This window comes from Agrobacterium sp. BT-220-3, assembly GCF_025910175.1.
Taxonomy (GTDB): Bacteria; Pseudomonadota; Alphaproteobacteria; order Rhizobiales; family Rhizobiaceae; genus Agrobacterium; species Agrobacterium oryzihabitans.
On record NZ_JAPAIX010000008.1, the window covers coordinates 168,736 to 181,612 of the forward strand.

Consider the following 12,877-nt stretch of genomic DNA (forward strand, 5'->3'; position numbering starts at 1 on the left):
GACCGCTCCTCCCGCTCCCCGGTGACGAATGATAGACGCGTAATCCCGTGACGTCCATCGTGTTGGCAAAGCCTATTTAACTCTAACGTAAACGTCAATATTGCTGCCCAACATCTCGCGGCCTCGTGAAAGGAAACCGCATTTTGCCCGGTTTTTTGACTTTAATCCTGATTTGAGCGATCAACATAATTCGTAGAGCAGGGCAGGATTTGAAATGGCAGGCAGCGCAGCGCTTGAACTGAAATCGGTGGGGAAAAGATTCGGTGATACGGACGTCTTGTCCGATATCGATCTGTCCGTCGAACGCGGCGAAATCATTTGTCTGGTGGGACGGTCCGGCTGTGGAAAATCGACCTTGCTGCGCATTGTTGCGGGCGTGGAGACGCCGGACCACGGCAACGTTTCCCTGAACGGCGCTCGCGTTGCCGGTTCGGGTGTTTTCGTCGAGCCGGAAAAGCGCAATATCGGCTTTGTCTTTCAGGATTATGCGCTTTTCCCGCATCTTACCGTCGAACAGAATGTAATGTTTGGCCTGAGGTCGCTGCCAAAGGCGGAGGCGCGCCACCGCGCTGGCGAAATGATCGAACATGTCCACCTGCAGGAGCTTGCGAAGCGCTATCCGCATACGCTTTCGGGCGGTGAGCAGCAGCGCGTGGCACTTGCCCGCGCCCTTGCCCCGCAACCGGGCCTGTTGTTGATGGACGAGCCCTTTTCCAATCTGGACCGGGGTCTGCGAGACAATGTCCGTGAGGAGACGCTTGGTCTTCTGCGGGAACTCGGCACGACGGCGATCATGGTCACCCACGATCCGGAAGAGGCGCTTTCTGCAGGTGACCGTGTGGTGCTGATGCAGCGTGGGCGGATCGTGCAGAGCGGTACGGGCTACGAAATTCACGATAATCCCAAAACCCGCTACGCCGCCGATTTTTTCTGCGCCTTCAACAAGATCGAAGGCCACGTCAGGCAGGGGCGCGTCGAAACACCGCTCGGGCCCCTGGGCGATGCTTCCGATCTGCCGGAAGGCCTTGCCGCCGTCGCCTATGTGCGCCCCAACGCGATTTCGATCATTGAGGACAGCACCGCGAAAGAGGGGATCGCCGGCGAAATATCGAGCCGTGTTTTTCTCGGTGAGATCGAGCAGCTTGGTATAGCCGTGCCCGGCCTGCCGGCGGATTTGCGCGTCAGAACGATGCAGCGTACGCCGACCAAGACCACGGCCGTGCGCTTCGGCATAGATCCGAAGGGCGTTCTGATATTTACTTGAGGTTGAATGAGCGGATTTGCATGTTTGTTTACGCTCCATTTTCAACTCTTGGTGATCAAGTCCCGTCTGAAAATGGCCAAATAAAACTTGATTTACTCCATCAGGTATGATGTTTGCTCCCCCATATTGCCGCCATCGAAGAGGGAGACGACATATGACGAAATTTTCCAAAATTGCCCTGCTTGCCAGCACCGTTGCTTTTGCAGCCGGATCGGTCAGCGCTGCGGAACTGAACATCTACACCACCAGAGAACCGGGCCTTATCCAGCCTCTGCTGGAATCCTTCACGGCTTCGAGCGGCGTTAAGGTCAACACCGTGTTCCTCAAGGATGGTCTTGCCGAGCGCGTTCTGAGCGAAGGCGCAAGCTCGCCGGCCGACGTTCTGATGACCGTGGATGCCGGCAACCTTGTCGATCTCGCCGAAAAGGGCGTTACCCAGCCGGTCGAATCCGAAACCCTGAGCAAGTCCATCCCGGCTGAACTTCGCGACGCCAAGGGCCATTGGTTCGCGCTTTCCATGCGCGCCCGCGTTCTTTATGCGGCGAAGGATCTCGACCTCGCCTCCTTCAACTATGAAGATCTGGCGGATGCGAAGTGGAAGGGCAAGGTCTGCATTCGCGCCGGCCAGCATCCTTACAACACCGCGCTTTTTGCTGACTACATCGCCCACTATGGCGCCGCCGACACTGAAAAATGGCTTGCCGGCGTCAAGGAAAACCTGGCCCGCAAGGCAGGCGGTGGCGACCGTGACGTTGCCAAGGACATCCTCGGCGGCATTTGCGATATCGGCATTGCCAACTCCTATTACGTCGGCCTGATGCGCTCGGGCAAGGGCGGCGAGGAGCAGGTGAAGTGGGGCGATGCCATCAAGGTCGTTCTGCCGACATTCAAGAACGGTGGCACGCAGGTCAACATCACTGGCGCTGCGGTGGCCAAGAACGCTCCGAACAAGGCAGAAGCCGTCAAGCTTCTCGAATACCTCGTCTCGGACGAAGCCCAGAAGATCTACGCCGAAGCCAACTATGAATATCCGGTCAAGCAGGGTGCGGCTCTCAATGAGATCGTCGCTTCCTTCGGTGACCTGAAGGTCGACAACAAGTCGCTGACGGAAATCGTATCGCATCGCAAGCAGGCGAGCGAACTGGTCGACAAGGTCGGTTTCGACAAGTAAAGGCCAATTGGCAACAGAGGTGGAAGGCGCTCGCAGCCGCGGGCGCCTTTCCCTGTATTTTCAAGAAGCTCATGAATCCAGACGCCGCCCAGCCTTTGACGTCCCGCGCAGGAACACGGTTTTCATCCTCCTTCTGGTGGCTGTGCCTGTCCTTGGCTGCGGTCTGTGGCGCCATGGTGCCGGTTCTGGCGCTCGTCTCGCAGGCCGTGCAGGGTTCTCAGGGCCTGTGGGCGCATCTCGGCGCGAGCGTCATTCTGACGGCTTTGCCGGACACCGTGATCCTTCTTGCAGGCGTCGGGCTGCTGGCTGGTATTGTCGGTACATATGCGGCCTGGCTTGTCACCGCCTATGATTTTCCCGGACGGAAAATACTTGAATGGGCGCTGCTGCTGCCGCTGGCGATGCCGACCTACATCGTCGCTTACGCCTATCTCGATATTCTGCACCCGATCGGGCCGGTGCAGGGCGCGCTCCGCTGGCTGCTTGGTTATTCCAGCCCGCGCGAATTCCGCCTGCCGGATATAAGGTCGATGACGGGCTGCATCGTCCTGCTCGGTTTCGTGCTGTTTCCCTATGTCTATATTCCCGTCCGCGCCATGTTCCTGACGCAGGCGGGCAACCTGCTCGAAGCGGCCCGCACGCTGGGTGTTTCCAGACGTGCGGCTTTCTTCAAGGTCGCTGTGCCGCTGGCGCGCCCTGCGATCGCGGTCGGCATCAGCCTTGCCCTGATGGAGGCGCTGAACGATATCGGCGCATCGGAATTTCTCGGTGTCCGCACGCTCACCGTTTCGGTCTACACCACCTGGGTCACGAAATCGGACTTGCCGGGTGCGGCGCAGATCGCGCTTTCCATGCTGTTCATCGTGGTCGCCCTTGTGGCGTTTGAGCGATGGGCGCGACGCAAGCAGCGTTATGCGGTCTCGGCGCAGAAAAGCAGGGAGCTGGAGCCGGTGCGACTTACCGGCCTGAAAGCCTTTGGCGCTCTTGCTCTCGGCAGCCTGCCGGTCGTGATCGGTTTCGTGGCGCCGGCGAGCTATCTGGTGATCGAGGCATGGAAGCGGTTCCGGTTCAGCGGCCTGTCGTCCCGTTTCACTGAGGAGGCTCTGAATACCATCCTCTTCGCAGGACTTGCGACGGCGATCACCCTCATCCTCGGCCTTGCGGTGGCTTACGCGATGCGCCTTGCTCCGGGACGCCTTTCGCTCTGGTCCTATCGGCTTTCCACGGTGGGTTACGCTGCTCCCGGCACGGTCATTGCCATTGGCGTGCTGATCGCGCTTGGCGGCTTTGACAGGTTCGTTGACCAGACAATGCGCGAGTGGTTCGGCATATCCACCGGCCTCATTTTTATCGGCAGTGGTGCCGCCCTGATCTACGCCTATTCGGCGCGTTTCCTGACCATTGCGGCGGGCAGCGTCGATGCCGGTCTGAGCCGCATCCCGCAATCCTTCGATCACGCTTCGCGAACGCTCGGAAGATCGGCAACGCAGACATTCCGACAGATCCATCTGCCGCTTTCAAAGGCATCGCTGGCGGCCGCCGCCTTGCTGATCTTCGTTGATTGCGTCAAGGAGCTTCCGGCCACGCTCCTGTTGCGGCCGCTTAATTTCGAGACTTTCGCAACCCATCTTTATGGTGAAGCGGCGCGCGGTACTTACGAGGAAGCGGCAATCGCGGCACTGGCGATCGTCGTCATCGGCATCCTTCCGGTCATGCAGCTTGCAAGGATTGGGCGGCGCAAGGGCTGATGCCCCGATCTTATCCATAAATGAGTGGCGCAAAACTGTGCGAGAAGCCAATAAGCTTCAAATCCCCCCATAAAACGACAAGCATAGCGCCTTAATCCTGATGTAAATACTCAGCTTAATTGAGGTGCTGCGGCCTGCCGTATATAAACGTCGGCCGTGATCTGTTTCGGGGCATATCTTGAAAAATTTGCATGAGATGTTTTTGGGCCGCCTGGCTCTGGGAACGGCTGCCATTGTTTTGATGGCGCCGCTGGTGGGTCAAGCGCAGCAGACGACGGTTCTGCGTGAGATCACAGTCGAGGGGCAGGGCACGGAAAACGCCACGGGTCCGGTCCGGGGATATGTCGCCAAAAAAAGCGCGACGGGATCGAAAACCGATACGGAAACGAAGGATATTCCACAATCCGTGTCGGTCATCGGTCGCAGGGAAATGGACGATCGCGGCGCTGTGACCAAAATCGACGAGGTTCTGCGCTACACGCCCGGCGTGACGGCGGAGCCTTTTGGCACGGATCCGGATACGGACTGGTTTTACATTCGCGGTTTCCAGGCAACCCAGACCGGCGTGTTTCTGGATGGGCTGAACCTGTTCAGCTACGGTTTCGGCGGTTTCCAGATGGACGCCTACGGTCTGGAGCGGGTGGAGGTGCTGAAGGGACCGGCTTCGGTGCTTTATGGCGGTGCCAATCCCGGCGGCATCGTGCAGATGGTTCGCAAGCGCCCGCAGGACGAGCCGGTCCGCGAAACGGAAATCGGCATCAATAATTTCGGCAACGCCTTCTTCGGTTTTGATCTTGGCGATAAGGTCGACGGTGAGGGCGTGTGGAAATACCGCGTCACCGGCAAGGTCTCGGGCGGCGATAATTACACCGACTATTCCGAGGATCTGCGCGGCTTCATCATGCCGCAGATCACCTTCGAGCCGGATGCGCAGACGAGCGCCACGCTGTACGGATATTTCTCGGCGCTCGATCAGGTTCATGTCGGCAATGGCTTCCTGCCCTATGTCGGCACCGTGGTTGACGCACCGTTCGGCAAGCTTGACCGCAAGGCGTTTTACGGCGAGCCCGACCTTGATAATGGCCGCGTCTACCAGTCAATGGTGGGTTACGAAGTCAGCCATGAATTCGACAATGGCTGGAAGATCAGCCAGAACGCCCGCTACGGCCACCTCTACAAGCATGAAACCGGGCCCTATCCGGGCGGTTGGGCGAATGCCGACGCCAATGGCCAGCCGATCCTCGATGCCACCACCAATGACTATATGCTGACCCGCTTCGGTTATGATGGCCTGTCCAAGGTGGACAGTTTCGGCGTCGACAATCGTGTCGAAGGCCAGTTCGATACCGGCGCGGTCAGCCATTCTCTGCTCTTTGGCCTCGACTATAAATATTACAAGCTGGATCAGGTGCAGGCGTGCTGCGGATCGAATGCGATCGGCGCGCTCAACCCGGTCTACGGTTCGACGCAGGGAACGAATTTCGTTTACGCCAACAACGTCGTGACGCAACAGCAGATCGGCATCTATGCGCAGGACCAGCTGCGTTTCGGTGATGGCTGGCTGGTCACGCTGAACGGCCGCTATGACTATGTCGATACGGAACTGAACAACAGGCTGCCGGCTGGCGTATCGCGCCGCTCCAATGACGATGCGCTGAGCGGTCGCGCCGGTCTTGCCTATGAATTCGACAACGGCCTGACGCCCTATGTCTCGGCCGCCACCTTCTTCAATCCGCTCATCGATACGCTTGCGGATGGCAGCTCCGCCGTACCGGAGGAGGGACATCAGTTCGAGGCCGGTATCAAATATGAGCCGACCTTCTTTGACGGCAGCATCACCGCCTCTGTCTTCAAGCTGGTGAAGGACAACGCCATTGTTTCCTATACGGCCGGCGGTGTGACAACGAGCGGGCAGTTCGGACAGGTGGAGTCCACCGGTTTCGAGCTGGAGGCAAAGGCCAATCTCAGCGACAACTGGAAGACCATCGCCTCCTATTCCTATACCGATCTCGATATCACCAAGGATGCCAATCCCAACCTGATCGGCAAATCGCCGTGGATCGTGCCCGCTCACACCGCGTCGCTTTGGGTGGATTACGCCTTTACCGATGATACATTTGAAGGCCTCAGCATTGGCGGCGGCGTGCGTTATCAGGGCAAGTCCTGGGCGGATGCGGCAAACACGCTGCGTGTGCCGGATGCTGCGGTCTTCGATGCCGCGATCCGTTACGAGAAGAACGACTGGACGGCCTCCGTCAATGTCGCGAATGTTTTCGACAGGGAATATGTCAAGAGCTGCGCCGGGGTCTCCGTTTGCGGCTGGGGTGACAGCCGCACGATAACCTTCAAGCTTGCCAAGAAGTGGTAATGGGCGGCCGGCAGTTGCGGGAAAAATAGTTTGCCACTATAAACATGAATAATCTTATCATGTTTATAGTGGCGCCCTTGCGCCTTGCGGGATCAAGAGGCCATGGCTTTCCGCGTTCGGATGGAAAACGAGATCGAGGGCTTTGCCGTCATCGGTGGCCCGCGCTCAAGGGTGTGGAACGGCATCGTCGCCGATCTCTGGGACGTGCATTGCGCGCCGAGGGCGGGTGGCCGTTATGTCGGCAAGGACCCGCGTTTCGTTTTCCTGCTCGATATGGATGGGGCGGATGGTGGCCGGTTCATGATGAACCGCTGCCGCCGCGACAATTACGGCTCGTCCGAAGCGAACCGGATTTCCTTCGTGCCCGCCGATCTGGATGTGCATGCGGAACTCAGCAATGTTTCCTTCGTGCGCCATCTCGATCTGCACTTTGATGCGGGGTTGCTGGGTGCGCGACTGGTGCAGGGGTTCGATCCGCACGGGCTGCTTGATCCGCATCTGATGTTTGAGGATGAGCGGCTGCTGGCGCTCGCGCGGCTGATCGCCGCCGAATGCGATAATCCAGACCCGTTGCATGATCTCTACGGCGAAAGCCTCGTGCTGGCCCTGTTGACGGATTTCCTCAAGGTAAAGCGCGAGCCGGTCAAGAAACGCAGCAAGCTCGCCTCCTGGCAATTGCGGGCGGCGACCGATTACATTCGCGAACATTGCCTGCGCTCGATAAGGCTGGAGGAACTCGCGGAGCTCACCAACCTGTCGCAATCCCATTTCAGCCACGCCTTCAAGGCGTCGACAGGCGTGCCGCCGCATCAATGGCAGATGCAGGCACGCATCGATCGCGTCAAGGATCTGATGATGCGAACGGATATGGCGCTGACCGACATCGCCATTGCAGCTGGCTTTTCGGACCAGGCGCATTTCTCCCGCGTCTTTCGCAAGATGGTCGGTGTCTCACCTTCGGTCTGGCAGAAGATCAGGCAATAACGCCGTTTCGTTCCATGCTTATCCGAAAAAATTCCTGTTTCACGGCTGAAAAAGCTTCGGAACGAATTGCCCGTGCGGTGGTTTACCAACGTAACATTTACGAGGAAAACCAAGGAGGAAGATGTCATGTTGCATCAGGAACCCCGTGCCGGACAAGACCCCTATGTCAAGGACACGCCGAGCCTTATCGCCAGCGACAAGGTTGAAGGAACGCGCGTTTATGGCGCCGATAGCAAACACATCGGCTCGATCCAGCGCATCATTCTGGAGAAGCGTGGCGGCCGTGTCGCCTATGCGGTATTGAGCTTCGGCGGCTTTCTGGGCATTGGCGATGACTACTATCCGTTGCCGTGGGAAAAGCTTCATTACGACGACGAGCTGGACGGCTATCGCATCGATCTCACCAAGGAAGAGATCGAAAACGCGCCTCACTTCGCCAATCTCGATGACAACGACCTGCTGAACGCCAAGGACCGCAAGGTCTATGACTATTACGGCGTCGCGCCCTACTGGATGTAAGGCTTGGTAGCACCATAAAGCAGGCATCTCCGGTTTCCTTCAGTCCCGGAAATGCCGCATACAAAAACGGCTCCCGTGCAGGAGCCGTTTTTCGCGTGGCCGCACGTCAATGCGGATTTTTCTGCATCTCTGAAACCGCATCGGTAAAGCACTTGCGGGCTTCCTCAGGTGACTTTCGTCCATCAAGGGCGGCGCGGCAGGCGCTTCTGGCTCTCACGAAACTCAATCCGCGTATTTTATTAGGCCAGCCTTCGGTCAATAATATCAGGGCCTCAAAGGGGCCGGCGACGACACTCTTGCCGTTCGCCTCGAGATTGACCTCGACAGGTTCTGTCCATCTCTCGTTCTTCATCGTGCACCTCCCAGAGCAACGCGATCCCGAAATACACTCGACAGCGGAGCAACCCATGAACGCAGTCGTGTGTTACTGCCGCTTAGGATAAGCGCAAGCGATCGAATTGACAACGGTGATCAGCGGAAGCCGAAAAACGACAGGATCGCCAGAACGATAACGACGAGGCCTACGATGTAGATGATCTGGTTCATGATTTTCTCCTTGGCTGGTGTCATCACCATAACGTGAGGGAGAAGACGAGGTTCCAGCTCCGAAAGAATTTAATCACGTACTAAAATATTGCGGACGTCCCTTTGTGCGCGGCCGTGACGCCGCGCCCTGACAATCGCCATGACCGTCACTTTCGCAAGATCACCCAGATGGCGTGAATGATGCCCGGCACGTAGCCGCACAGCGTCAGGAGAATATTCAGCCAGAAATGCAGGCCAAGTCCAACCTGAAGGAACACGCCGACCGGGGGAAGAATGATGGCGATAAGAATACGAATGACATCCACGATAACACGCTTTCGTTTTGACATAACTTGCCGGTCAACGTGTGGCGGAGCGTTTAGTTTCAAATGCGTCTGCGATCGAAGGCCACCTGATAACGGCAGACAAGCCGACAGCGCCTGCTGAAATCCGCTTGAGGTATAAATTGTCATTTAGGGAGATAAAATGGTGCCGCTTACGTGAAGCGACGTTATACCAGTTAAGTTGCTGATTTTGATTGGTTACTCTCATTTATTATCAAGCCATGTGTACCGGTAAAGTGTACGATAATGTGTACCATCGGGCAATAGCGATTAGCCCTCACACAGCAGAACTATCTTCGGTGGTAATTCCAGCCGCGCGGCATGACTGGCGTGTAGACTACTTCGTCAGGTGTCATTCCCTTTTTCAAGCGCGCGTAAAACAAGGCTTCACTGATGCCCTTCGCTTTGGCGACTGGCCAAGCGAGTTGCCCATCCGAAAGGTGAGTTGATAGCTTGATGGAAGGTCGTTGAGGAGGAGACTTCCGAGTTGGCGGCGGCGCGGGATGATTTGCGGCCTTCTCGCCCGACCATCCCCATTTTAGCCGCTGGCAAAATATCCCGAGACTGATACCCTTTGCCTCAGCCACTGGCCACGCCAGATCGCCGTTGTCCATTTTTGCAGAGAAATGAGGAAAGGCTTCCTCGCTATCGGTATTCAAAGAATTTATCATCGTAGCTGCTGTCAGGTCGCCAGTTAAGTTTCTAACAAGATTACCGTATTTGACGAATATCCCTATCTTTATCAGACGCAGCGCGCAGAGAAAACAGATGGGCGCAAAGGGACGGCAACTATTATATTACTGCCAATCAGAGCGTAAAACGAACAAGGTATGATGAGAATACCACCGCAATGTAAGAGTGCGGGGCGCGCTGGCTCTCAAATCAGTAATGCTATGGTGCCTTTTTTGCATTGCGCCTAGAACGTTGTCTATGCTTGATGCGGGCTACTTTTCAGTTTTTGCCCATTTGGGATTTTCATTTGACCTCCTGACCGATCGCATTGAACGGCTACACGTCCAAGTCCCTATTCTGAACGAATGGGAATGGTTTAGTGCGGTCAGAATTGATGTTAGGTCGAGCCGTGCACTTGTGCGATTGGCCAAGCCGATAACGAGCTCTTTTTATGTATGATCCCCTCCTACGATTGACGGATTGCGGCAAATCAGACATTCGTTGAGAACAAACCATGAAGCTACGTTCACCAACAAGATTGTCGAGTATGAATGTAATCGATCTTTTTGCGGGGGCTGGCGGCCTTAGCGTAGGGGCACACATGAGTGGCGCGTCAGTGCGTGCCAGCTTCGAAATTGACCCTCACTGTGTAGCCACCCTGAATGCAAATCAAAAATATCACGGTGCGGTGCTCAAGGCTGATGTGTCAGTTCTGACCGGAGAGGACATGAGGGCTGCGGCAGGGCTGCGCTCTGACGAGCCGTTAATTGTTGTTGGCGGGCCGCCATGTCAACCTTTTTCAAAAGCCGCGTACTGGACTGAGAAGGGTGAAGACGCAGCTTATCGCAGAGCGCGCGCGCAGGGTCTGAAGGTTGCAAAACCTGCTGCGCCTACCGAAATCAAAGAGGACGCTAGGCGTGGGCTAGTTGGAGACTACCTTCGTCTCATCGTTGAGGCAGACGCTGACGGTTTTGTCTTTGAAAACGTCCCTAGTATCAAACATCCACGAAACAAGCCGCTCTACGATTGGTTTGTTCAGTCGGCACGTGATGCGGGTTACGAGATTACCGAGTTCGTAGCGCGATCGGTTGCATTTGGTGTGGCTCAGACACGTGAACGCGTGACTGTTTTGGGAGCGAAAAAGCGCGCGCCATCGGCTCCATCTGAGACACATAGTGCCAAGGGAGAATACGGTTTTAAGCCCGCTGTGACGACTGGCGAGGCGCTGGACGGCTTCGACCACTCCGACTTCTTTGAGCCTGAGGAAGTGGTCTCTGGCCGGTGGGCGAAGCATCTATCAGAGGTCCCTCCGGGATGGAATTACAAGGCTCTTACGGAATGGGCCGGTCATCCAAATCCCACATTTGTTGCTGAGACAAGGTTCTGGAACTTCTTGTTGAAACTCTCTCCTGATCGACCATCGTGGACTATTGCGGCCTCTCCTGGGCCTTGGACCGGCCCGTTTCACTGGAGTGACAGACGACTAAGGACACCCGAACTGGCAGCGCTGCAAGGATTCCCTCGCGGCTATGACATTCGTGGACCCAGAAGGGAACGCGTCAGGCAGATGGGTAATGCGGTTCCTGTGCCAATGGCGCGTGCCTTGGTGCACTCTGTAATGGAAGCAGTAGGTTGATGCCATACGATGCGCCCTTATCCTGTATAAGCCTGTTCTCTGGTTGCGGCGGACTGGACATAGGAGTGGAAGCTGCGGGTTTTCGTGTCGCTGTTGCAACTGATATCGAAAAGACGTGCGCTGCGACCTATGCGATGAACTTCCCGAACACACCGTTCGTGGTAGGCTCAATCGGCAAGATCGAAACGCGTTCATTACTGGCCGCTTCAGGACTTCAAAGGGGACAGGTCGATCTTCTTGTCGGTGGCCCACCTTGTCCGGCTTTTTCCAAGAGCCGCTTTTACCGCACAGAAAAGCCGCGCGCGCTCGACGACCCTGTTGCTGCAGAAACAGTTGGCGGCTATCTGCGCGTTCTGGCCGATGTCAGACCTAAGGCATTCATGCTGGAGAACGTCCGTGGACTTGCCTACGGCGTTCATCGTGACGCTCTTGAGCATATTCTAACAACGGCCAAAGCTCTTGGTTATCACGTAAAATGGGGCATAGTTAACGCCGCGAACTATGGCGTTCCTCAAATTCGGGAACGTTGCATCGTACTTGGATCGCTATACGGTGATATTGACTTTCCCAACGTGACACACTCCAAAACGCCCGAAAACGGGAGTCGGCGCTGGGCCTCCGCAGGAGACGCCATCGGTGATCTGGATACGGATGAGAACGCATCCGATGAAGGGCATTACGCTGGTGGCAAATTCAATCACCTTTTGGCCGAGATACCTCCGGGCGAGAATTACCTGTATTACACCAAAGAGCGAGGTCATCCCGCTCCATTATTCAAGTGGCGTTCCCGCTATTGGTCATTCTTACTGAAACTTAGCCCCGATATGCCTTCTTGGACTATACAGGCGCGACGGTCCAATAATATGGGGCCGTTGCATTGGCGAAATCGCATTTTACGGATCGAGGAAGTTGCCAGACTTCAGACATTTCCGGACGATTTCGTGTTTTCTGGTACCGTTGAAAAGCAGTGGAGGCAAATCGGTAACGCTGTACCACCGCTACTAGCAAAAAGATTCGGCGAAGAAATTGCTCGTCATCTTAGAAAATTCAGCTCTTTGTCAACTGCAGCTTGATAGCCAAGCGGTGACACGAGGAGCGTTCTTATGAGCAAATTGCCATCTTTCAATGACTTTTCGCCTAGAATTCTAGGCTTTGATATTCGACAGTGCCTCGCTGTTATTCCGCTTCATCAAGGGCATGATGATGAAATAAAGCAAGAGTGGGCGGTAAGGTTCTTTGGTGGAACCCTTAATAAGAGGGCGACCACCAATATCCCCGCGACCCTGTCAAATACGGGTTTGTCTACGGGTGGCAAACCACTGGAGCTTTCCGATTTCGGGAAAGCTGTTTTAAACGCGCCGTCCTCTCTCGCGGCAGCGCAAGAGTTTTGCAAAGGGCTGCTCGCGAACCCAACTAATTGGTTGCTGATAGACGCGCTCAAGAACCTTGAGAAGCGACGTGAAGCCGTTAGTAAAGATGGACTCAAGGCTGAGCTAAAGAGTCTCGGAGTTTCGCTTTCGACCGGGACTGAACCGCACCGGGTTTGCCGGAGGCCATTTCGTTTAAGTTATGCGGCCACGGCCGGTGCGTCCAGCATGGCGTAATATCGTTCTTCGGCTTCGGCTGGCGGTATGTTGCCGATGGGC

12 protein-coding genes are annotated in these 12,877 nt (G+C 56.1%); 9 read left to right on the forward strand and 3 right to left on the reverse strand.

The features are described 5' to 3' along the window. The first annotated feature begins 214 nt into the window (after positions 1-214). The 6 genes from OK142_RS19250 (at position 215) to OK142_RS19275 (ending at position 8,054) form a co-directional block, all read left to right on the forward strand. Positions 215-1,264, forward strand: a complete 1,050-nt coding sequence (locus OK142_RS19250) for an ABC transporter ATP-binding protein (RefSeq protein ID WP_498684611.1) — start codon at positions 215-217, stop codon at positions 1,262-1,264. A 154-nt stretch (positions 1,265-1,418) separates the two neighbouring features. Continuing rightward, positions 1,419-2,435, forward strand: coding sequence for an extracellular solute-binding protein (locus OK142_RS19255; RefSeq protein WP_137037035.1), 1,017 nt, complete (start codon positions 1,419-1,421; stop codon positions 2,433-2,435). A 71-nt stretch (positions 2,436-2,506) separates the two neighbouring features. Continuing rightward, complete coding sequence (locus OK142_RS19260) at positions 2,507-4,183, forward strand: ABC transporter permease (protein WP_498684614.1); 1,677 nt, start codon at positions 2,507-2,509, stop codon at positions 4,181-4,183. Between the two features lie 178 nt (positions 4,184-4,361). Further along, entirely contained in the window at positions 4,362-6,551 is a 2,190-nt protein-coding gene (locus tag OK142_RS19265; protein WP_498684617.1) for a TonB-dependent siderophore receptor, read from the forward strand. A 102-nt stretch (positions 6,552-6,653) separates the two neighbouring features. Beyond that, positions 6,654-7,535, forward strand: coding sequence for a helix-turn-helix transcriptional regulator (locus tag OK142_RS19270; RefSeq protein WP_164056341.1), 882 nt, complete (start codon positions 6,654-6,656; stop codon positions 7,533-7,535). A gap of 126 nt (positions 7,536-7,661) precedes the next feature. After that, positions 7,662-8,054, forward strand: a complete 393-nt coding sequence (locus OK142_RS19275; RefSeq protein ID WP_003493666.1) for a PRC-barrel domain-containing protein — start codon at positions 7,662-7,664, stop codon at positions 8,052-8,054. A 106-nt stretch (positions 8,055-8,160) separates the two neighbouring features. Here OK142_RS19275 and OK142_RS19280 read toward each other — a convergent pair whose 3' ends face one another. The 3 genes from OK142_RS19280 to OK142_RS19290 all read right to left on the reverse strand — a co-directional run bounded on the left by OK142_RS19280 (position 8,161) and on the right by OK142_RS19290 (position 9,582). Then, complete coding sequence (locus OK142_RS19280; RefSeq protein ID WP_082183658.1) at positions 8,161-8,406, reverse strand: DUF982 domain-containing protein; 246 nt, start codon at positions 8,404-8,406, stop codon at positions 8,161-8,163. Positions 8,407-8,746: 340 nt separating this feature from the next. Next, on the reverse strand, positions 8,747-8,905 hold the full coding sequence (locus OK142_RS19285; protein WP_003493670.1) for a YqaE/Pmp3 family membrane protein: 159 nt from the start codon (positions 8,903-8,905) through the stop codon (positions 8,747-8,749). A 308-nt stretch (positions 8,906-9,213) separates the two neighbouring features. Then, positions 9,214-9,582, reverse strand: coding sequence for a hypothetical protein (locus OK142_RS19290; RefSeq protein ID WP_498684620.1), 369 nt, complete (start codon positions 9,580-9,582; stop codon positions 9,214-9,216). A gap of 560 nt (positions 9,583-10,142) precedes the next feature. Here OK142_RS19290 and OK142_RS19295 point away from each other — a divergent pair. Genes OK142_RS19295 through OK142_RS19305 form a run of 3 tightly spaced genes read left to right on the forward strand, consistent with a single transcriptional unit; the run spans position 10,143 to position 12,835 of the window. Next, a complete protein-coding gene (locus OK142_RS19295; protein WP_498684621.1) occupies positions 10,143-11,231 on the forward strand; it encodes a DNA cytosine methyltransferase in 1,089 nt (362 codons plus the stop codon). After that, positions 11,231-12,304, forward strand: a complete 1,074-nt coding sequence (locus tag OK142_RS19300) for a DNA cytosine methyltransferase (protein ID WP_498684623.1) — start codon at positions 11,231-11,233, stop codon at positions 12,302-12,304. The genes OK142_RS19295 and OK142_RS19300 overlap by 1 nt, the downstream gene beginning before the upstream one ends. A 30-nt stretch (positions 12,305-12,334) precedes the next feature. Next, the gene (locus tag OK142_RS19305) at positions 12,335-12,835 is read left to right on the forward strand and encodes a hypothetical protein (protein WP_498684625.1); all 501 of its coding nucleotides are present in this window, start codon (positions 12,335-12,337) and stop codon (positions 12,833-12,835) included. Positions 12,836-12,877: the final 42 nt, after the last annotated feature.